Source organism: Klebsiella sp. JN_Kp127 (assembly GCF_040062505.1).
Lineage (GTDB): Bacteria > Pseudomonadota > Gammaproteobacteria > Enterobacterales > Enterobacteriaceae > Klebsiella > Klebsiella quasipneumoniae.
On record NZ_JBEAHS010000002.1, the window covers coordinates 110,491 to 133,086 of the forward strand.

Genomic DNA, 22,596 nt, shown 5'->3' on the forward strand with positions numbered 1-22,596 from the left:
AACTTCACTCTCAAACAAACAGAATAAAAACCCCGCAGACAGGCCGCGGGGAGGAAGAAAGGAACGGGCGATTAACCGTGGCGGCGTTCGAAGTCCAGCATAAAATCGGTTAACGCCTTCACGCCGTCTAACGGCATCGCGTTGTAGATGGAGGCACGCATGCCGCCCACCACCCGGTGGCCCTTAAGCGCGTGCAGCCCGGCGGCAAACGACTCTTCAAGGAACAGTTTATCCAGCGCGCTGTCCGCCAGCTGGAACGGCACGTTCATACGGGAGCGGTTGGCTTGCGCCACATCGTTACGATAGAAGCCGCTGTTATCGATCACGCCATACAGCAGTTCGGCTTTCTGCTGGTTGATCTTGTCCATCGCGGCAACGCCGCCCTGCTGTTTCAGCCACTTAAACACCAGACCGGCCAGATACCAGGCAAACGTCGGCGGCGTGTTAAACATCGAGTCATTCTCGCTTAACACGGTGTAGTCGAGGATTGACGGGCAGGCCACGCTGGCTTTACCCAGCAGATCTTCACGCACGATGACCAGCGTCAACCCTGCCGGGCCGATATTCTTCTGCGCGCCGGCATAGATCACGCCGAAGCGGTTGACGTCAATTTCGCGGGACAGAATGGTGGAGGAGAAATCGGCGGTCACGATGACGTCGTCGCCGAAGTTCGGCGTATCGTCAATCGCGATACCGTCAATGGTTTCGTTCGGGCAGTAGTGCAGATACGCCGCGCCCGGCGTCAGCTGCCACTCGCTCATTGGCTTGACCGCGCGCTTGCCGTCGACGGTGATTTTCGCGTCGATGACGTTAGGCGTGCAGTATTTCTTCGCCTCTTTGACCGCGCTGGCGGCCCAGTAGCCAGCGTCCACATAGTCAGCGACGTTTTTATCGCCGAGGATGTTCAGCGGGATCCCGGCGAACTGGCCGCGACCGCCGCCATGACAGAACAACACTTTATAGTTGGAAGGGATATTCAGCAGAGAACGGAAGTCCTGTTCTGCCTCTTCTGCCACCTGGATGAACTCCTTACCACGGTGACTGATTTCCATGACCGACGTACCCAGACCGTGCCAGTCGCACAGTTCCTGCTGAGCCAGTTTGAGTACTTCCGCCGGCAGCATTGCCGGGCCCGAACTGAAGTTATAGACCTGAGCCATTTCCCCTCACCACGTTGCTATGTTGTTTTGCCCGCGAACCGCCGCGGGCATAAGTTATTCCTGTGGCTATCGGTTTTATCATTCAGTGACACGGTCCGCAATGGCTAAAACTCGCCGACGGCAAAACGCGGCAGCCGTCACACAACAGAATCTATCGGCTTGACGTAATAAAACCGACATATTTGCTGTCAGGTGAGTCGTTTCGCCCGGCTGGCCTTCGACCATTCTGCATTTGCGCAGCGGGAACATATTCGCTTTTCTCCCGCCTGCATCGCCATCACGATGCTGCAGCGTACGCAGGCGTAGATCCCCTCCTGAGGAATAGTGGTATAGCGCGTGGTGCAGTGCGTCGGGAGAATCGACAACCCGGCCCTCACCTCGTCATCGGGATAATAAAACACGCTGATCTGGCCATTGGTTTCAAGGATCGCCAGCCGCACCTGGCCGAGCTGCTCGACGCTGTTGACCCGTAGCTCCATAAAAAATTCGAATTCGGTCATATTTTCCGCATGCAGTTTCTCCCATGCCAGTTGCCCCTCCTCCACCACCACGATAGGCTTGCCCTCCAGCAGATCCTCCAGCTTTTCACTATGCCCCATCAGCCACATGATGCCGCGATAAAGCAGCGCCAGCGTGACGAAGACCACCAGCACCGGCAACAGCGGGACATCGTCATAAAACGCCACGTCCCCCGCCGCCGAGCCGAGGGTCAGAATAATCAGCACTTCAAACAGCGACATCTGCCGCACGCCGCGCCGTCCGGTAATTTTGAGGAAAATAAAGACCAGAACGAAGGTGTAGAGGCTGCGCAACGCCACCTCGCCGAGAAATTCCACCGGCACTTTATCGAGTGCCATCCTCTGCCAGTCAAAGGCTTTCATTATCATCTCCCTGAGCATTAAAAGATGTCTCTAAGCATAGCCAGATGATGGAGATAGCACCTGTCAGATAAAAGCCGTATCATTGCGCGCTTTCCGTACGACAAAAGTGATCGCCATGACCCAAACGTTTATTCCCGGCAAAGATGCCGCCCTGGAAGATTCCATCGCTCGCTTCCAGCAAAAATTGCTCGACCTCGGATTTGATATCGAAGAGGCCTCGTGGCTGAACCCGGTGCCGCACGTGTGGTCCGTTCACATTCGCGATAAGGAATGCGCGCTGTGCTTTACCAATGGTAAAGGCGCCACCAAAAAGGCAGCCCTCGCCTCCGCGCTGGGCGAATATTTCGAGCGCCTGTCCACCAACTATTTTTTCGCTGACTTCTGGTTAGGCGACACTATCGCTAACGGCCCGTTCGTTCACTACCCGAACGAAAAGTGGTTCCCGCTGACCGAAAACGACGACGTCCCGGAAGGTCTGCTGGATGCCCGCCTGCTCACGTTCTACGATCCGGACGATCAGCTGACGGCCAGCATGCTGGTGGATCTGCAATCCGGTAACGATGAGCGCGGCGTGTGCGGCCTGCCCTTTACCCGCCAGTCCGACGGCGAAACGGTCTATATTCCTATGAATATCGTCGGCAACCTGTATGTCTCCAACGGCATGTCCGCCGGCAACACCCGCAATGAAGCTCGCGTGCAGGGCCTGTCCGAAGTCTTTGAGCGCCATATCAAAAACCGCATCATCGCCGAAAGCATCAGCCTGCCGGAGATCCCGGCGGAGGTCATGGCGCGCTATCCGGGCGTTGTGGAGTCGATCGCCAAACTGGAAGCCGAAGGTTTCCCGATCTTTGCCTATGATGGCTCGCTGGGCGGCAAGTATCCGGTTATCTGCGTCGTGCTGTTTAACCCGGCAAACGGCACCTGCTTCGCCTCTTTCGGCGCCCATCCGGACTTCGGCGTGGCGCTGGAGCGTACGGTCACCGAACTGCTGCAGGGCCGCAGCCTGAAAGATCTCGACGTCTTCACGCCGCCGACCTTCGACGACGAAGAAGTCGCCGAGCATGCTAACCTCGAAACCCACTTTATCGACTCCAGCGGCCTGATTTCCTGGGATATGTTCAAGCAGGATGCCGACTATCCGTTCGTTGACTGGAGCTTCTCCGGCACCACAGAAGAAGAGTTCGCCACCCTGATGGCCATCTTCAAGGCCGAAGATAAAGAAGTGTATATCGCCGACTACGAGCACCTGGGCGTTTACGCCTGCCGTATCATCGTCCCGGGGATGTCGGATATTTACCCGGCGGAAGATCTGTGGCTGGCGAACAACAGCATGGGCGCTCATCTGCGCGACACCATTCTGTCCCTGCCGGGCAGCGAGTGGGAAAAAGAAGATTACCTGGCGCTGATCGAGCAGATGGACGATGAAGGCCTGGATGATTTCACCCGCGTTCGCGAACTGCTGGGCCTCGCCACCGGCAAAGACAACGGCTGGTATACCCTGCGCGTCGGCGAGCTGAAAGCCATGCTGGCCCTGGCCGGCGGCGATCTGGAGCAGGCGCTGATCTGGACCGAGTGGACCATGGAGTTCAACGCTTCGGTCTTCAGCGCGGAACGCGCTAACTACTATCGCTGCCTGCAGACCCTGCTGCTGCTGAGCCAGGAAGAGGAGCGTCAGCCGCTGCAATACCTGAACGCCTTTATCCGTATGTACGGCGCCGAAGCGGTCGAAGCCGCCAGCGCGGCGCTGAGCGGGGAAGCGCCGTTCTATGGCCTTCAGTCTGTCGACAGCGATCTGCAGGCCTTCCCGGCCCATCAGTCGCTGCTGAAGGCTTATGAAAAACTGCAGCGAGCGAAGGCGGCGTTCTGGGCAAAATAAGCCCTAAGCGCGCCATCGTGGTGACCAACAACGGAGCCCAATGCGGCTCCGTTGATTTCACCTGACGAGGCGGCCACTATAGTTTGTAGTTGCAAAGTTAATTAATAGTAAATAATGCGCTTATAAGATTTACCATTCGTTAATTTTAAATAAAATACTCCATATTAATTAACTCAAAAAATGGCGTGAAAACGAAAAAATTCAACATAACTTATAAATTTTAAAATTTATTTTCTTCATGATATTCAATCATTTAACCACTAAAAACACAAAAACCACACACTAAAAAGGCATATAGTTCCGGTGAGATATGATCTATATCAATTTCCCTTCTATAATGCTTTGTTAGTATCTCACCGCCAACTTATATAAAGAGAGAGTTAGTGTGAAAGCTGACAACCCTTTTGATCTTTTGCTCCCTGCCGCGATGGCGAAAGTCGCCGAAGAAGCAGGTGTCTATAAAGCAACGAAGCATCCGATGAAGACCTTTTATCTGGCGATCACCGCTGGCGTTTTCATCTCCATCGCTTTCGTATTCTATATCACCGCGACCACCGGCACTGCCGCGATGCCTTATGGGATTGCCAAGCTTATCGGTGGGGTCTGTTTTTCCCTGGGTCTGATTCTGTGCATTATCTGCGGCGCTGACCTCTTTACCTCTACGGTATTGATCGTGGTGGCGAAAGCCAGCGGTCGAATTACCTGGGGGCAACTGGCAAAAAACTGGCTCAACGTCTATTTTGGTAACCTGGTGGGAGCACTGCTGTTTGTGCTGCTGATGTGGTTATCAGGCGAATATATGACTGCCAACGGCGGTTGGGGGCTCAATGTCCTGCAGACCGCTGACCACAAAATGCACCATACTTTTGTGGAGGCCGTGAGCCTGGGTATCCTCGCTAACCTGATGGTTTGTCTCGCCGTATGGATGAGCTATTCCGGTCGTAGCCTGATGGATAAAGCGATGATCATGGTCCTGCCGGTAGCGATGTTCGTTGCCAGCGGCTTTGAGCACAGCATCGCCAACATGTTTATGATCCCGATGGGTATCGTAATCCGCAACTTTGCAAGCCCGGAATTCTGGACCGCAATCGGTTCGACTCCGGAAAGTTTCTCTCACTTGACCGTTATGAACTTCATCACTGATAACCTGATTCCGGTAACTATCGGGAACATTATCGGCGGGGGTCTGCTGGTCGGGTTGACATACTGGGTCATTTACCTGCGTGGCAACGACCATCACTAAGGGTTGTTTCAGGCAGTAAATAAAAAATCCACTTAAGAAGGTAGGTGTTACATGTCCGAGCTTAATGAAAAGTTAGCCACAGCCTGGGAAGGTTTTGCGAAAGGTGACTGGCAGAATGAAGTCAACGTCCGTGACTTTATTCAGAAAAACTACACCCCATATGAAGGCGACGAATCCTTCCTGGCTGGCGCGACTGAAGCGACCACCAAGCTGTGGGACAGCGTAATGGAAGGTGTAAAACAGGAAAACCGCACTCACGCGCCTGTTGATTTTGACACTGCCCTGGCTTCCACCATCACCTCTCACGACGCAGGCTATATCGAGAAAGGTCTGGAAAAAATCGTTGGTCTGCAGACCGAAGCGCCGCTGAAACGTGCGATCATCCCGTTCGGTGGTATTAAAATGGTTGAAGGTTCCTGCAAAGCGTACAATCGCGAGCTGGACCCGATGCTGAAAAAAATCTTCACTGAGTACCGTAAAACTCACAACCAAGGCGTTTTCGACGTCTATACTCCGGACATCCTGCGCTGCCGTAAATCCGGCGTGCTGACCGGTCTGCCGGATGCTTACGGCCGTGGTCGTATCATCGGTGACTACCGTCGCGTTGCGCTGTACGGTATCGACTTCCTGATGAAAGACAAATTCGCCCAGTTCAACTCTCTGCAAGCGAAACTGGAAAGCGGCGAAGATCTGGAAGCGACCATCCGTCTGCGTGAAGAAATCGCTGAACAGCACCGCGCGCTGGGCCAGATCAAAGAGATGGCGGCTAAATATGGCTACGACATCTCCGGTCCGGCGACCACCGCTCAGGAAGCTATCCAGTGGACCTACTTCGGTTACCTGGCTGCCGTTAAATCTCAGAACGGCGCGGCAATGTCCTTCGGTCGTACCTCCAGCTTCCTGGATATCTACATCGAACGTGACCTGCAGGCGGGTAAAATCACCGAGCAAGACGCGCAGGAAATGGTTGACCACCTGGTCATGAAACTGCGTATGGTTCGCTTCCTGCGTACCCCGGAATACGATGAACTGTTCTCCGGTGACCCGATTTGGGCAACAGAATCCATCGGCGGTATGGGCGTTGACGGCCGTACTCTGGTGACCAAAAACAGCTTCCGCTTCCTGAACACCCTGTACACCATGGGGCCGTCTCCGGAGCCGAACATCACTATCCTGTGGTCTGAAAAACTGCCGCTGAGCTTCAAGAAATTCGCTGCTAAAGTGTCCATCGATACCTCTTCTCTGCAGTATGAGAACGATGACCTGATGCGTCCGGACTTCAACAACGACGACTACGCTATCGCATGCTGCGTAAGCCCGATGGTTGTTGGTAAGCAAATGCAGTTCTTCGGTGCTCGCGCCAACCTCGCAAAAACCATGCTGTACGCTATCAACGGCGGCGTGGATGAAAAACTGAAAATGCAGGTGGGTCCGAAATCTGAACCGATCAAAGGCGACGTTCTGAACTTCGACGAAGTGATGGAACGCATGGATCACTTCATGGACTGGCTGGCTAAACAGTACGTCACTGCGCTGAACATCATCCACTACATGCACGACAAGTACAGCTACGAAGCCTCTCTGATGGCGCTGCACGACCGTGACGTTATCCGCACCATGGCGTGTGGTATCGCGGGTCTGTCCGTTGCTGCTGACTCCCTGTCTGCAATCAAATATGCGAAAGTTAAACCGATTCGTGACGAAGACGGTCTGGCTGTCGACTTCGAAATCGAAGGCGAATACCCGCAGTTTGGTAACAACGATGCTCGCGTCGATGACATGGCCGTTGACCTGGTTGAACGTTTCATGAAGAAAATTCAGAAACTGCACACCTACCGCAACGCGATCCCGACTCAGTCTGTTCTGACCATCACCTCTAACGTGGTATATGGTAAGAAAACCGGTAACACCCCAGACGGTCGTCGCGCTGGCGCGCCGTTCGGACCAGGTGCTAACCCGATGCACGGCCGTGACCAGAAAGGTGCTGTTGCCTCTCTGACCTCCGTAGCGAAACTGCCGTTTGCTTACGCGAAAGATGGTATCTCTTACACCTTCTCTATCGTACCGAACGCGCTGGGTAAAGATGACGAAGTTCGTAAGACCAACCTGGCGGGTCTGATGGATGGTTACTTCCACCACGAAGCGTCCATCGAAGGTGGTCAGCACCTGAACGTGAACGTAATGAACCGCGAAATGCTGCTCGACGCGATGGAAAACCCGGAAAAATATCCGCAGCTGACCATCCGCGTATCTGGCTACGCTGTACGTTTTAACTCCCTGACCAAAGAACAGCAGCAGGACGTTATTACCCGTACCTTCACTCAGACCATGTAATTCCCTGTCTGACTGAAAAAGCGTACAATAAAGGCCCCACATCAGTGGGGCCTTTTTAACAAGCAATCCCCGCCCTAGCCTGCTTTGCCAGTTATCTATACTTTGGGTATCTGTCAAAACAGACTCGACACAGCCGCTGAGCTGTGCACCAACACGGCCCCGGATGGGCCACATCTGGAGAAAACACCGCAATGTCAGTTATTGGTCGCATTCACTCCTTTGAATCCTGTGGCACCGTTGATGGCCCGGGCATCCGCTTTATTACCTTTTTCCAGGGCTGCCTGATGCGCTGCCTGTACTGCCATAACCGTGATACCTGGGATACCCACGGCGGCAAAGAAATCACCGTTGAAGAGTTAATGAAAGAGGTGGTGACCTATCGTCACTTTATGAATGCTTCCGGCGGCGGCGTCACCGCATCGGGCGGCGAAGCGATCCTGCAGGCGGAGTTTGTTCGCGACTGGTTCCGCGCCTGTAAGAAGGAAGGTATTCATACCTGTCTCGATACCAATGGCTTTGTTCGTCGCTACGATCCCGTTATCGACGAACTGCTGGAGGTAACAGACCTGGTGATGCTGGATCTCAAGCAGATGAACGATGAGATTCACCAGAACCTGGTCGGCGTCTCTAACCATCGTACGCTGGAATTCGCCCAGTATCTGGCGAAGAAGAATATCAATGTCTGGATCCGCTACGTGGTGGTTCCGGGCTGGTCAGACGATGATGATTCCGCGCACCGCCTGGGCGAATTTACCCGCGATATGGGCAATGTCGAAAAAATCGAGCTGCTGCCCTACCATGAGCTGGGCAAACACAAATGGGTAGCGATGGGCGAAGAGTACAAGCTGGACGGCGTCCATCCGCCGAAGAAAGAGACCATGGAGCGAGTCAAAGGCATCCTTGAGCAATATGGGCACAAAGTGATGTACTAATCCCACCGGGCCGGTGATGCGCTTATGCCGGCCTGCAACGGCGTGGGAAGCTGTTACCGTCCAGCCGTTGCATTCTTATGCAAGACGGCTCTACTGCAGTAAGCACAGGCTATTAAAACCGATGACGCGCAGCATGCGCTGCGCGCTACAGGGTCAGGCGTGCGCCACCGGCGTTGGATGATGCCCGGCTTTGCGCAGCAGGGTCAGCAGATAGATAAACGACACGCTGGCGATCATAATAAACAGCAGGTTATCCGAGAAGTTCTGCATCAGCATCGCCGTCAGCGTCGGGCCCAGCAGGCTGCCGATGGTATAGCTCATCAACAGCGCCTGGTTCATTGCCACCAGCTGATGGTGCTCCACTTTTTCACAGGCCCAGGCCATCGCCACCGGATAGAGGGTAAAGCCCGAAGCGCCCAACACAAACAGCGCCGGCGCCATCGCCGCCTGGCTGAGCATCGCCATACATCCCAGAATCACCACAAAAACCTGCACCCGCAGCACCAGCAGGCGACCGTAGCGGTCTGCCAGGCGCCCTACCGGCCACTGGCCGAGGATCCCGGCGCTAACCATCACCGCCATCCAGAAGCCAATGCCGGCGTCGCTGACGCCCTGATGGTTCAGCCACAGCGGCATCAGACCATACAGCGAGCCGAGGACAATCCCTGAGATAATGCAGCCATTGACCCCATGGCGCGCCTGGCGCAGCTTCAGCATCGGCCAGATACGTACCGTTTCATGCGGCTCTTCGGCCTGCCCCATGATGCGGGTAAACAGCAGCGGCAGGATCGCCGCCAGCGCCAGACCCGTCACCCACGGCAGGACGCTCATTAAATCGGTGGGGAGTTTACTGACCATCAGCTGGCCCAGTACGGTACCGACGTAATAGACCATCATGTACGCCGCCAGCAGACGACCGCGGCTGCGTGAAGTGCCGCTGCAGACCAGCGCGCTTTCCACCACCACCCAAATCATCGCGCAGCCTACGCCGGCGATAAAACGCCAGCTCAGCCACGTCCAGAAGCCCACGGTGATCCCCAGCCCTACGCAGCCGACGGCGAATATTAACGACGCGAGATAATAGCTGCGGTTAAACCCCAGGCGCTTGATCACCCAGCCGGCAAGCAACGTACCGGCCAGATTGCCGGTAAAATAGGATGACCCTACCATGCCGACCTGCCAGGTTGGCATATTTTCATGGGCGAGCCAGAGCGGGACGAGCGTATTCAGCACCGCTATCGCCAGGGTCAGTAAAAGCAGGCCACAGAGCAGCATTTGCACTGGCCGGGTGTAGATGGTCATGGGTAAAAACCGTGAGGAATGTTCAGATCGCGAGCGAATCATGCCACCGCTAAAAACATTGTCAATCCACCTGAAATCAGGCCTGACGCGGTTTTGCCGGGCACGATAGAAGTTTTTTATCCACAGAACGGATAAAGATGAGGCAACAGATAATACGCTGTTGTTTTTCTTAATTTATTAATAAATCTTGCTGTTAATTTCAGTCGAAAAATTTCATCTATCGACAGCACGTTTTCATCATGCCGGCACGCCTGCGCCGGCATGATGACGCTGATTAACTGGCGATAGCCATCCCGACGGTCATATGCAGACCATAGAATACGCCGCGGCCGATCATCTCTCCCGCCAGCACCAGAACAAACGCCAGGCCGAGCAGCGAGACCGCCGGCTTGCGACCGCGGATCTGCGGCACGCACCAGCAGGCCAGGGCCAGCGCCAGCAGCACCACGCGCCAGGCCATAAGCAGCCCATAATCCGGCACCAGGGCGGAGGCCTGCTGAACTGAGCTGCGGATAGTGGCGAGTTCACTCCCCTGCATCAGGACCACCACGATACTCACCAGCAGCGCCAGTAAAGTGACCACCGGCAGCAGGCGCAGCGCCCAACCGTCGACGCCTGCGACGCGCAGCAGCAGGTAGCCCAGCAGCGGGCCGCCGATAAACAGCGTCAGGAAGAAGCTCAGCGGCGTCCAGACGGTATACCAGGTCGGCACCGTGTCGATGGTGTTATAGACCCGCACCATCATCCAGACGAAGATCACCCCAAGCGCCATGGTCGCTACCAGCCACAGGCTACGCAGTCCGGCAGGCAGCTTTTTACACACGGCCAGCAGCCAGCCAATCCCGCCGACGGCGAAGAAGATCGCCCCGCTGGCTATCTCATTACTCAGCGATGAGGCCCCTACGCGATTGAGCGAGTTAAAGGCCCGCAGCGGCGAACCGAGGTGCATTGTCGAGGCGATAAACCCGATCCCCATCAATACCCACAGGCCGAACATGCTACCCACCACGCGCTGCTCCTGCTCACGGGAAAGCTTGCCCGTCATGAGCGCCAGCGCCAGGACGATGAAGCCGCCCGCGACGCACTGGCCGAAGACCGTAAAGATCATCAGCGGCCATTCATGCCATCCGTTTCCCATCTTACACCTCCTTCGGGTTTGCCATGTAACCGGTGGTATCGCCACACGGCCGGGCATTGGCGTTAGGTTTGATCACGATGCTCGGCCGGGTAAAGTGCGCCGAAGGCAACGGCGCCACCGCCGCCAGCTGGCCGTGCTTAGCGCGCAGTTCGGCAATCGGCCCGAAATCCAGCGCCCGCAGCGGACAGGACTCGACGCAGATCGGCTTTTTCCCGTCGGCGACGCGCTCGTGGCAGCCGTCACACTTGGTCATATGGCCTTTGTCGGCGTTATATTGCGGCGCGCCGTAAGGACAAGCCATATGGCAGTAACGGCAGCCAATGCACACCTCTTCGTTGACCACCACAAAACCGTCTTCGCGCTTGTGCATCGCTCCGCTCGGACAGACCTTGGTGCAGGCCGGATCTTCGCAATGGTTACAGGCGATGGAGAGGTAATAGGCGAACACGTTCTGATTCCAGACGCCGTTATCCTCCTGCCAGTCGCCGCCGGCATATTCATAAATGCGGCGGAAGCTGACCTCCGGGGTCAGATTTTTGTAGTCCTTACAGGCCAGTTCGCAGGTCTTGCAACCGGTGCAACGGGCGGAATCAATAAAAAATCCATACTGAGTTGTCATCGGTTACTCCTTACAGCTTCTCAACCTGGACGAGGTTGGTATGCGACGGGTTCCCCTTCGCCAGCGGCGAGGGGCGCTGGGTGGTCAGCACGTTAATGCTGCCCGCCTGATCCACGCGCGAGGCGTCCGGGTTATACCAGGCCCCTTCCCCCAGCGCGACCACGCCCGGCATCATGCGCGGGGTCACCTTCGCTTCGATATGCACTTCCCCACGGTCGTTGAAGATGCGAATGCGATCGCCGTTGGCAATGCCGCGCTGGCGGGCATCGATCGGGTTAATCCACATCTCCTGCCGACAGGCAGCCTTCAGTACATCGACGTTGCCGTAGGTTGAATGGACGCGCGATTTATAGTGGAAGCCGGTCAGCTGTAGCGGGTATTTCGCCGTCAGCGGATCGTTGTAGTTTTCGAAGCCCGGGGTGTAGATCGGCAGCGGATCGATGACATCGCCTTCCGGCAGCTCCCAGGTGGCGGCGATTTTCGCCAGCGCCTGCGAATAGATTTCAATCTTGCCCGAAGGCGTGGTCAGCGGATTAGCCTGCGGATCCTCGCGGAAGGCTTTATAAGCCACATGGTGCCCTTGCGGATCGCGCTGCTTATAGATGCCCTGCTGACGGAAGGTGTCGAAATCCGGCAGGTCGGGAATCGCTGTACGCGACTGCTCATACAGATAGCGCATCCAGCCTTCCTGGGTACGGCCTTCGGTAAATTTTTCCTCGACGCCGAGGCGCTTCGCCAGCTCGCTGGTCATCTCATAGATAGTTTTGCATTCAAAACGCGGCTTGATGGCCTGGTCGGCAAAGATGACGTAGGACATGTTGCCGCAGGAAGCATCCAGCGCGAAATCCATCTGCTCAGAGGCGGTGCAGTCCGGCAGCAGAATATCGGCGTATTTCGCTGACGAGGTCATATGGCAGTCGATGACCACAATCATCTCGCACTTCTTGTCGTCCTGCAGGATCTCGTGGGTGCGGTTAATCTCTGAGTGCTGGTTGATCAGGCAGTTGCCCGCATAGTTCCAGATCATTTTGATCGGCACATCGAGCTTATCTTTGCCACGCACCCCATCGCGCAGGGCGGTCATTTCCGGGCCGCGCTCAATCGCATCGGTCCACATAAACATCGAGATGCTGGTCTGAACCGGATTCTCCAGCGTCGGCATGCGCTCAAACGGCAGGCTGTAGGAGCCCTCGCGCGCGCCGCTGTTGCCGCCGTTGATCCCGACGTTACCGGTCAGAATGGCGAGCATCGCGATAGCCCGGGTGGCGATTTCGCCGTTGGCGTGACGCTGCGGCCCCCAGCCCTGGCTGATATAGGCCGGTTTGGCGCTGGCAATTTCGCGCGCCAGTTTAACAATGCGTTCGCGCGGAATACCGGTTATGGTCGAGGCCCACTCCGGCGTTTTGGCGATACCGTCGGCGCCCTGGCCAAGTATCCAGGCTTTATAGTGGCCATTGGCCGGGGCATCGGCAGGCAGAGTTTTCTCGTCGTATCCCACACAGTATTTATCGAGGAACGGCTGATCGACCAGATTCTCGGTGATCATCACCCACGCCAGACCCGATACCAGCGCCGCATCGGTACCGGGGCGAATCGGGATCCATTCATCTTCGCGTCCGGCGCCGGTGTCGGTATAGCGCGGATCGATAATGATCATCCGGGCATTGGATTTCTGGCGCGCCTGCTCAAGATAGTAGGTCACCCCGCCGCCGCTCATCCGCGTTTCGCCTGGGTTGTTGCCGAACAGCACCACTAACTGGCTGTTTTCAATATCCGACGGGCTGTTGCCATCCGCCCAGCCGCCGTAGGTGTAATTCAACCCTGCGGCAATCTGCGCGGATGAATAGTCGCCGTAATGATTGAGATACCCACCGCAGCAGTTCATCAGACGGGCAATCAGGGTTTTCCCCGGCGGCCAGGAGCGGGTCAGCGTGCCTCCCAGCGTGCCGGTGCCGTAGTTCAGATAGATGGACTCGTTGCCGTAGTCTTTAATCAGGCGCTGCGTCGTGCTGGCGATGATATCGAACGCCTCTTCCCAGCTGATTTGCTCGAATTTACCCTCACCGCGTTTGCCTACGCGCTTCATCGGATATTTCAGCCGATCGGGGTTATAAACCCGGCGGCGCATAGACCGCCCGCGCAGGCAGGCGCGCACCTGATGCAGGCCGTCATAGTTATCGTCACCGGTATTATCGGTTTCGACGTATTGAATCGCGCCATCCACCACGTGCATGCGCAGCGGGCAGCGGCTACCGCAGTTGACGGTGCAGGCGCTCCAGACCACCTTCTCACTGGCCGGGGCAGGCGTGTCGGCGGCGTGGGCCATACGGGAAAAGGGTAACGTTAGTGCGTTGCTGGCCAGCGCCAGGCCGCCTATTGCCGTGGTTTTCATCAGACCACGGCGGCTTACCTCAGCAGCCAGTAAAGCATCGGGGGCTTTAATTTTCATGGATACTCGCTTTGGTTGCTCACAATAAACTGACAAGCGCTATATAGTGATATATATAAGGCTTTGAAATATTATTGGTTTTTTATGCTGGTTTAATCCAAAGGGAGTATCACTGCATTCGCGGATGGGATTATTGCCCGGTATCAATAAGGATGTAAAAAAAGCGCCCGCAGGCGCTTTTAAGGGAGAAGGTAAAAATTAACCGATATATTCGAGGCCGCGCATATACGGGCGCAGGATTTCCGGGATCTCGATACGGCCATCAGCCTGCTGATAGTTTTCCATCAGCGCCACCAGGGTACGACCGACCGCCAGGCCAGAACCATTCAGGGTATGAACGAGACGGGTCTTCTTGTCGGACTTGCTGCGGCAGCGAGCCTGCATACGACGCGCCTGGAAATCCCAGACGTTGGAACAGGAAGAGATCTCACGGTAGGTGTTCTGCGCCGGGACCCACACTTCGAGGTCATAGGTTTTGCAGGCGCTGAAGCCCATATCGCCGGTGCACAGCGCGACCTTACGGTAAGGCAGGCCCAGCAGCTGCAGCACTTTCTCGGCGTGGCCGGTCATCTCTTCCAGCGCCGCCATCGAGTCTTCCGGACGGACAATCTGCACCATTTCAACTTTATCGAACTGGTGCATACGGATCAGACCACGGGTGTCGCGACCATAAGAACCTGCTTCGGAACGGAAGCACGGCGTATGGGCGGTCATTTTTATCGGCAGATCGTCTTCATCGATAATTTCATCACGCACCAGGTTGGTCAGCGGCACTTCCGCCGTCGGGATCAGCGCGTAGTTGCTGCTGTCAGCCTCTTCTTCCAGCGGACGGGTATGGAACAGGTCGCCGGCAAATTTCGGCAGCTGACCGGTGCCATACAGGGTGTCCTGGTTAACCAGGTACGGGACATAGTTTTCGCTATAGCCATGCTGTTCAGTGTGCAGATCCAGCATGAACTGCGCCAGGGCGCGGTGCAGACGGGCCAGCTGGCCTTTCATCACCACGAAGCGCGAACCGGTGAGCTTAACGGCGGCGGCAAAATCCAGCCCCCCGTGCATTTCACCCAGCGTCACGTGATCGCGCACGTCGAAATCGAACTGGCGCGGCGTGCCCCAGCGGCTGACTTCAACGTTGTCGTTTTCGTCACGGCCAACCGGCACGTCATCGTGAGGAATATTCGGGATCGCCAGCGCGATATCGCGGATTTCCGCCAGCAGCGCTTCCAGCTCGGATTTTGCGGCATCCAGCTGTTCGCCGAGTTTGTTCACTTCCAGGCGTAATGGCTCGATGTCTTCCCCGCGCGCTTTCGCCTGGCCAATGGATTTCGATCGGGAGTTGCGCTCCGCCTGCAGGTTTTCCGTTTGCACCTGCAGAACTTTACGACGCTCTTCAAGCGCGCGAAGTTTATCTACATCCAGCTTAAAGCCCCGGCGTGCCAGTTTTTCTGCGACTGCGTCTGGCTCGGTACGCAGCAGATTGGGATCGAGCATGCTTATCCTGTGCTTATCGAATTAAAAAAAGAATAGTGGCCGCAGACTACGACCACGGAAATAGTGTAATAACCTTACCGCAACGCCTCAATTAGCGGTAGCGTTTTATCGGGCTATTTTGATCCTGTTCAGCGAGCCAGGCGAGCTTTTCGCCAATTTTGCCCTCAAGCCCCCGGTTTGTCGGGCGATAATATCGCGTTTGCGCCATTTCCTGCGGGAAGTACTGCTCACCGGCGGCGTAGGCGTTAGGTTCGTCATGAGCGTAACGATACTCCTGCCCATAGCCCATCTCTTTCATCAGCTTCGTCGGGGCATTGCGCAGATGCACCGGAACGTCATAGTCCGGACGGTCTCGCGCGTCGGCCAGCGCCGCTTTAAAGGCGGTGTAGACCGCATTGCTCTTCGGCGCGCAGGCCAGATAGACAATGGCCTGGGCAATCGCCCGTTCGCCTTCCGCCGGCCCGACGCGGGTAAAGCAGTCCCACGCCGAAATGGCCACCTGCATCGCCCGCGGGTCGGCGTTGCCGACGTCTTCCGAGGCAATCGCCAGACAACGGCGGGCAACGTACAGCGGATCGCCCCCGGCGGTGATGATCCGCGCGTACCAGTAGAGCGCCGCGTCCGGCGCGCTCCCGCGCACTGACTTATGCAGGGCGGAAATCAAATCGTAGAAACGGTCGCCTTTATTATCAAAGCGCGCGCTGCGCTCGCCGGCGATCTCGGTCAGCAGTTCCGCCTTCAGCACCCGCTTGCCCGCATCATCGCTCTCGGCCATATCGGCCATCATTTCCAGGGTATTCAGCGCCCGCCGCGCATCGCCGTTCACCAGTTCGGCGATGGCCCTGCGGGTCTCATCCGGCAATACGATATCCTGGCCGCCGTAGCCGCGGGTTTTATCGTGCATCGCCTGGTCAAGCACCTGCTCGATATCGTCGGTGGTGAGCGATTTCAGTAAGTAGACGCGGGCGCGGGAGAGCAGCGCCGAGTTAAGCTCAAAGGAGGGATTTTCGGTGGTCGCGCCAATAAAGGTGATGGTGCCATCTTCAATATGCGGCAGAAAGGCATCCTGCTGGCTTTTATTGAAGCGATGCACTTCGTCAACAAACAGAATCGTTCGTCGGCCGGCGTTGCGATTCTGCCGCGCGCGCTCAATGGCCTCGCGGATCTCTTTCACCCCGGAGGTCACCGCCGAGATCCGTTCGACATCGGCGCTGGCATAGCGGGCGATCACTTCCGCCAGGGTAGTCTTGCCGGTGCCCGGCGGCCCCCAGAGGATCATCGAATGCAGGTGCCCGGCTTCGATCGCCCGCGGCAGGGGTTTGCCCGGCGCCAGCAGGTGCTGCTGGCCAATATACTGCGCTAAATTTTCTGGCCGCATGCGAGCGGCCAGAGGTTGAAACGCGTTGTCGGAAAAATCGAGCGACAGATTGCTCACTTTCGCCTCTACTTACGTTGATCGTCCACCGTCACCCCTTTCGGCGGCGTAAAGGTGAACTTAGATGCGTCGACGGCGCCGTTCTGCTGCGATTTCAGCTGATAGCTGCTGCGCTGATCATCCTGCTCGACGGCGCTGAACTGATGGATGGTGCCGTCCCGACCGACGTTGATCGTGAACTGCTTCAGGTTGCCGCTGCCGCTTTTCGGCGTCAGCACAAAATCATCGCCGTTTTGTTTGATATTGTACTGCTGCCAGTCGCTGGACTGGTTGCGGGCAATCAGCATAAACGGCGTGTTGCTGGTGGCGTCTTTCAGCCAGGTCGCCGTGGCCTGCTCGACGAACGGGTTATAGAACCACAGGGTTTTACCATCCGAAACGAGGACGCTCTCATCCGGCTGGGTCATATGCCAGTTAAACAGATTCGGGCGTTTTACCCACAGGTCGCCCTGTCCGTCCTGCACGGCGTTGCCGCTGCCGTCGGTGACTTTTTGCGTGAAGCTGGCATGGAAGCTGCTCACTTTATCAAGACGGCTTTTTAAGTCACTGGCCGCATCTGCCCAGACCTGGCTGACGACCATACCAGACAGTAATGCACAGGTGATTGCGAGTTTTTTCATTGTTCTTCCTTAATGTGCGTCACTCCCGACGCGGGAGCCTCTTCTGCCCCTAATGTAGGACCGCCGACGGCGGCGGGACAGAAGAATTGGCTGATTTTGCGCTTATTTACCCAACTTTGCACTCATTCAAAGGGCGGCGGCGCCAGTACTTCTCGGTTACCGTTATGGCCCTGCTCGCTGACAATGCCCTGCGCTTCCATCTGTTCGATAATACGCGCGGCACGGTTATAGCCGATGCGGAACTGGCGCTGCACCCCTGAAATCGACGCTTTACGCTTCTCGGTCACAAAGCTGACCGCCTGATCGAACAGCGGATCCAGCTCTTCACCACCGTCGAAGCCACCGCCGCCGCCTTCGCTTTCGCTGTCGGAGGTAATGCCGTCTACATACTGCGGACGACCGCGGGCTTTCCAGTCCTGAACCACGGCGTGGACTTCCTGGTCGCGAACAAACGCCCCATGGACGCGCACCGGCGTGGTGGAGTTCGGCCCGGAGTAGAGCATGTCCCCCATCCCGAGCAGCGATTCCGCACCGCCCTGATCCAGAATGGTACGCGAGTCAATTTTGCTCGACACGGTAAAAGCGATGCGCGTCGGAATGTTGGCCTTAATCAGACCGGTAATGACATCCACCGACGGACGCTGCGTCGCCAGCACCAGGTGGATCCCCGCCGCACGCGCTTTCTGCGCCAGGCGAGCGATCAGCTCTTCCACCTTCTTACCGACGGTCATCATCAGGTCGGCGAATTCGTCCACCAGCACCACAATGTACGGCAGCTTTTCCAGTACCGGGTGCACGGCGTCCATACTGTCGCCTGGCTTCCAGTACGGATCCGGGATCGGACGCCCCATGCGCGCCGCTTCTGCAATCTTCTCGTTATAGCCCGCCAGGTTACGCACGCCCAGCGCCGACATCAGCTTGTAGCGACGCTCCATCTCGTTGACGCTCCAGCGCAGCGCATTGGCGGCGTCTTTCATGTCGGTAACCACTTCCGTCAGCAGGTGCGGAATACCTTCGTAGACCGACAGCTCCAGCATTTTCGGGTCGATCATGATGAAACGCACATCTTCCGGCTGCGCCTTGTAGAGCATGCTGAGGATCATGGCGTTGACGCCGACCGACTTACCGGAACCGGTGGTACCGGCCACCAGCAGGTGCGGCATTTTCGCCAGATCGGCCACCACCGGATCGCCGGCGATGTCTTTACCCAGCACCACGGTCAGCGGCGACGGGTTATCACGGAACTTGCTGTTGTCGAGCACTTCACGCAGGTAGACGGTCTGGCGCTTTTTATTCGGCAGCTCAAGCCCGACATACGGTTTACCCGGGATCACCTCCACCACGCGCACGGCGACCGTGGACAGCGAACGCGCCAGATCCCGTGACAGGTTAGAGATTCGCGCCGCTTTGACGCCAGGCGCCAGATTCAGTTCGAAGCGGGTGATCACCGGCCCCGGCGAGTAGTTCACCACATCCGCTTTAATGCGGAAATCGGCGAGTCGCGCTTCCACCAGTCGTGCCATCTGCTCGAGAGCAAAGGTATCCACCGGCTCGACTTCACTGGGCGGCGGCGTAAGCAGATCCAGCGACGGCAGCGGCGTCGTCGGCTTTTGCAGCGGTCGACTATCGCCATTGCGCATCAGCAGCGGGTGGATCAGGCTCTCCTGCGGCGCAGGCGCGGCAGGCTGATGCCCCGGCGGGGTAACCGGCTGGTGTTGCGGCACTGGCTGATGATGTACCGGCTGGTGCTGCGCAGGTTGATAACCCTGCTGCGGAGCGGCGGCCGGTTGTTGATAGTGCTGGGCTGGCTGCTGCGGCTGTACTTCCGGTGTCGGCGTAAACAGCGGCTCGCTCGGCCCCTCATTGACCAGGGTTTTCATCGGCGAGAATTCGTAATCCGCCGGCGAGAACGGATTGGCGCCCGGCGGCTGCTCGGAGGCGTAGCGCTGCTGCTGGGTGGCGGCAAACTGGCGCGCTAGCTCCGCTTCCGCCGCAGCGTCGGCATCATCGTCATCAGTCGCGTTATCGTCTTCCCAGCGATGGCCATAGCGCTGCTGTTGAGTGGCGGCGAACTGGCGAGCCAGTTCATCCTGCTCCATAGCATCCGCTTCCTCATCCGAGAGTAGCCCATCATCATAATGGGGGTCGCGCTCCGCCTGCCGCGCGCGCTGTTCTGCTTCCCGCTGCGACGGTAGCTTGATGCCGTAGGAGGCCAGTTCCCGACGCGTCGGGACGCGAACGCGATTAGGCCGCGGTAGTTTTGGACCAATGCCCTCTTTCACCTGTACCCGCGGTCCGCTGGAGGCCGGGCTGAACAATGGCGCCGTCGCTGCGGACGCGGCGGTCGCCGTCGTCGCGGCCGCTGAGCCGCCGCTGGCAGCCGTTGCCTGATGCACCCCGGCCGCCACCGCAGAAACCACGGTTGACTCCACGGGCGGTTTGGCCGGGGCGGCTGGCGGCGTCAGCGGTTTGGTGGCGATCGGGCTTTCCGGCTCCGGAATAGGCTGATACCAGGAAGCCAGCAGCTCGCGTTCGCGCGCCCGCTTCTCTTCCACTTCCTCGAAGTAATAGAGCGGCGGACGTTTCACTTCTTCCTGCACGACCTCAGGCTCTGGCTGCGCGGCAGGTACCGGCGCGGGCTCAGGCTGATACGCCTGCGGCGCGGGCTGGCCGGCATGCGGATCGTAACTCGGCTGCTGATACTGTGCAGGCTCGGGTTGATACCCCTGCGGCGCGGGCTGACCGGCATGCGGATCGTAAACCGGCTGCTGATACTGTGCAGGCTCGGGTTGATACCCCTGCGGCGCAGGCTGTTGCCCGGCATATGGATCGTAAACCGGCTGCTGATACTGTGCAGGCTCGGATTGATGCCCCTGCGGCGCGGGCTGACCGGCATGCGGATCGTAAACCGGCTGCTGATACTGTGCAGGCTCGGATTGATACCCCTGCGGCGCAGGCTGTTGCCCGGCATATGGATCGTAAACCGGCTGCTGGTGCGGCGCATGCTCGGGTTGATACCCCTGCGGCGCAGGCTGTTGTCCGGCATGCGGATCGTAAACCGGCTGTTGATACTGCGCCGGCTCTGGCTGATACGCCTGCGGCGCGGGTTGCCCCGCTGGCGGCTGATAAGCAGCCTGCTGGAACGGGGCGGGTTCAGGCTGATAGGCCTGCTGCGGCGGATAGCTGGCTTCTGGCTGATAAGCCGGCGCAGCGCCCTGATGGCCCGCCGTCGACTCGCCCCACGCCTGCGGCGCGGCAGTGGCCGCCGCCGCTGCGCCCACCGGCTCAGCGATACTGTGGCCGTTCAGCAACGGATCGTAAGGGTCGAAATCGCCCGGGCGCGCGGCGCTGGCGCCGGAAAATAGCACATCATTCTCTGCGGGACGCGCGGCGCTGGCGCCGGAAAACAGTACATCGTCGGCGGCGACAGGCGCACCGCTGGCGCTGTACTGCACGGCCTCTTCCCCGTCGTCCATCCGTTTGCCGGAGAAAAGCGCCGCGTCGGTTTTACGCCCCATAGGATTGGTAAACTTCTCGGCCAGACGTTTACGCCGCGCCAGCGCGCTGCGCAAGATACGGGCCCGACGCGATTCCTGGGGGGTTGCCGCCTCTTCGTCGTCGTACTCTTCATCGTCGTCTTCGTATTCGCCTTCATCGACCCAGGTATCATCCCGACGGGTGCGGTTGCTGGCAAAGGTGAGTACGGACAGGATGCCGCCGCCCAGTTTTTCCGCAATGCTGACCCACGACCAGCCGGTAAACAGCGTCAGGCCGGCCGCCCAGATGCACAACAGAGCGATGGTGCCGCCGCTGCTGTGCAGCAGCGGTTGCAGGGTGGTGCTCAGCAGGCTGCCAATCACCCCGCCAGAGGCGAAGTACCAGATATCATCGGCGTTAATCGCCGCCAGACCGCAGGAGGTCAGGATCAAGGCTAACGCACCGATGAGACGCAGAGAAACGGCGAAATAATCAATGTATTCGTCGTTTTCCTGATGCCGCCAGGCAAACCAGCATCCGCCGATGATGATCACCGGGATGGTATAGGCCATGACGCCAAAAATGAAAAACAGGGTATCGGCAAGCCACGCGCCGGGGGCGCCGCCTAAATTATGAATAGGCTCATGCCATGCCGTTTGCGACCAGCTTGGGTCCGAGGGGTTAAAGCTCAGTAATGCCGCCATCAGCCAGATGGCGAAGAGGGAGCAAAGGATGAGCATCGCCTCAAGGAGTCGGCGCCCGCTGCTGAGTTTGGTAAGTTTGACTTCTTTGTCTTCGGTGTATTCCTGGCTCAAGAAAGGCTCTCCAGGTATCAGGCTGTTTCCTGCCTGCTGCTAAAACGGACAACAGCGCCGGGTCTCCCCGGCACTGTTGCTGTATGGATTAACAGGAGTGTAATCAAACTACGTCGAGTTTGCACCTGTTCCGTGTTAGCGCGTCTTAATAACCAGACGATTACTTTGCTTGACTTCTTCCATTACCACATAGGTACGGGTGTCGTTAACGCCCGGCAGGCGCAGCAAGGTCTCGCCCAGTAATTTACGATACGCTGACATATCCGGTACGCGGGTTTTCAACAGATAGTCGAAATCCCCGGAAACCAGATGACACTCTTGAATTTCTTCAAGTTTTTGCACTGCGGCGTTAAATTGCTCAAACACATCCGGTGCGCCACGATTCAGAGTAATCTCAACAAATACCAGAAGTGATGCATCCAGATAATGCGGGTTGAGCAGCGCCGTATAGCCCTGAATAAAACCCTGTCTTTCAAGACGACGCACACGCTCAAGGCAAGGCGTCGGAGAAAGTCCCACCCGTTTAGAAAGCTCGACGTTAGAAATTCGCCCATCTTTTTGCAATTCATTCAGGATGTTACGATCAATGCGGTCGAGATCTTTGCCAGGGCGCTTCTTGCTATCTACCATTATTATTGTCTCTCTGTATTCCTTCCCTACTCCTGTTCCGGCTCTGTGCCTTCACTGCCAGAGCCCATCCTGTTATTACCCGTACGACATTAGGTAACCCAGGGGTACGTGAGAAGCCCGTTGCCTGACGGCAGTCACCGATATCACGCATGGCGTCTGTCCACACCATGCGTAGATTTCGTTAACCCGGATAA

General features: G+C 57.4%; 15 protein-coding genes. 4 read left to right on the plus strand and 11 right to left on the minus strand.

The window, feature by feature from the left end; genetic code table 11:
* Window positions 1-71 precede the first annotated feature (71 nt).
* Window positions 72-1,160, minus strand: a complete 1,089-nt coding sequence (gene serC, locus ABLV04_RS01455) for a 3-phosphoserine/phosphohydroxythreonine transaminase (RefSeq protein ID WP_023289018.1) — start codon at window positions 1,158-1,160, stop codon at window positions 72-74.
* A gap of 188 nt (window positions 1,161-1,348) precedes the next feature.
* On the minus strand, window positions 1,349-2,041 hold the full coding sequence (locus ABLV04_RS01460; RefSeq protein ID WP_023289017.1) for a DUF421 domain-containing protein: 693 nt from the start codon (window positions 2,039-2,041) through the stop codon (window positions 1,349-1,351).
* Window positions 2,042-2,156: 115 nt separating this feature from the next.
* Between ABLV04_RS01460 and ycaO the strand changes: the two genes are divergently transcribed.
* From ycaO to pflA, 4 genes are all read left to right on the plus strand, one after another.
* Entirely contained in the window at window positions 2,157-3,917 is a 1,761-nt protein-coding gene (ycaO, locus tag ABLV04_RS01465; RefSeq protein ID WP_180265786.1) for a 30S ribosomal protein S12 methylthiotransferase accessory factor YcaO, read from the plus strand.
* A gap of 385 nt (window positions 3,918-4,302) precedes the next feature.
* Window positions 4,303-5,160 (plus strand): formate transporter FocA, encoded by an 858-nt coding sequence (focA, locus tag ABLV04_RS01470; protein ID WP_023289015.1) that lies wholly within the window; start codon window positions 4,303-4,305, stop codon window positions 5,158-5,160.
* Between the two features lie 51 nt (window positions 5,161-5,211).
* A complete protein-coding gene (gene pflB / locus ABLV04_RS01475; RefSeq protein ID WP_023289014.1) occupies window positions 5,212-7,494 on the plus strand; it encodes a formate C-acetyltransferase in 2,283 nt (760 codons plus the stop codon).
* Between the two features lie 191 nt (window positions 7,495-7,685).
* Window positions 7,686-8,426: a pyruvate formate lyase 1-activating protein gene (gene pflA / locus ABLV04_RS01480; protein ID WP_002898145.1), complete on the plus strand. Its 741-nt coding sequence runs from the start codon at window positions 7,686-7,688 to the stop codon at window positions 8,424-8,426.
* 153 nt (window positions 8,427-8,579) lie between these two features.
* On the opposite strand, the gene ABLV04_RS01485 is transcribed toward pflA, so the two are convergent.
* The 9 genes from ABLV04_RS01485 to lrp all read right to left on the minus strand — a co-directional run bounded on the left by ABLV04_RS01485 (window position 8,580) and on the right by lrp (window position 22,402).
* Window positions 8,580-9,728, minus strand: a complete 1,149-nt coding sequence (locus tag ABLV04_RS01485; RefSeq protein WP_008805851.1) for an MFS transporter — start codon at window positions 9,726-9,728, stop codon at window positions 8,580-8,582.
* 274 nt (window positions 9,729-10,002) lie between these two features.
* Complete coding sequence (locus tag ABLV04_RS01490) at window positions 10,003-10,866, minus strand: dimethyl sulfoxide reductase anchor subunit family protein (RefSeq protein ID WP_048297152.1); 864 nt, start codon at window positions 10,864-10,866, stop codon at window positions 10,003-10,005.
* A gap of 1 nt (window position 10,867) precedes the next feature.
* On the minus strand, window positions 10,868-11,485 hold the full coding sequence (locus ABLV04_RS01495) for a DMSO/selenate family reductase complex B subunit (protein ID WP_180265787.1): 618 nt from the start codon (window positions 11,483-11,485) through the stop codon (window positions 10,868-10,870).
* 10 nt (window positions 11,486-11,495) lie between these two features.
* A complete protein-coding gene (gene dmsA / locus ABLV04_RS01500; RefSeq protein ID WP_044521912.1) occupies window positions 11,496-13,934 on the minus strand; it encodes a dimethylsulfoxide reductase subunit A in 2,439 nt (812 codons plus the stop codon).
* A gap of 198 nt (window positions 13,935-14,132) precedes the next feature.
* Window positions 14,133-15,425 (minus strand): serine--tRNA ligase, encoded by a 1,293-nt coding sequence (serS, locus tag ABLV04_RS01505; RefSeq protein ID WP_004201371.1) that lies wholly within the window; start codon window positions 15,423-15,425, stop codon window positions 14,133-14,135.
* A 91-nt stretch (window positions 15,426-15,516) separates the two neighbouring features.
* Complete coding sequence (gene rarA, locus ABLV04_RS01510) at window positions 15,517-16,860, minus strand: replication-associated recombination protein RarA (RefSeq protein WP_032455263.1); 1,344 nt, start codon at window positions 16,858-16,860, stop codon at window positions 15,517-15,519.
* Window positions 16,861-16,868: 8 nt separating this feature from the next.
* A complete protein-coding gene (lolA, locus tag ABLV04_RS01515; protein WP_004201368.1) occupies window positions 16,869-17,480 on the minus strand; it encodes an outer membrane lipoprotein chaperone LolA in 612 nt (203 codons plus the stop codon).
* A gap of 122 nt (window positions 17,481-17,602) precedes the next feature.
* Window positions 17,603-21,772, minus strand: a complete 4,170-nt coding sequence (locus ABLV04_RS01520; RefSeq protein WP_348815272.1) for a DNA translocase FtsK 4TM domain-containing protein — start codon at window positions 21,770-21,772, stop codon at window positions 17,603-17,605.
* Between the two features lie 135 nt (window positions 21,773-21,907).
* Window positions 21,908-22,402: a leucine-responsive transcriptional regulator Lrp gene (lrp, locus tag ABLV04_RS01525; RefSeq protein WP_000228469.1), complete on the minus strand. Its 495-nt coding sequence runs from the start codon at window positions 22,400-22,402 to the stop codon at window positions 21,908-21,910.
* Window positions 22,403-22,596: the final 194 nt, after the last annotated feature.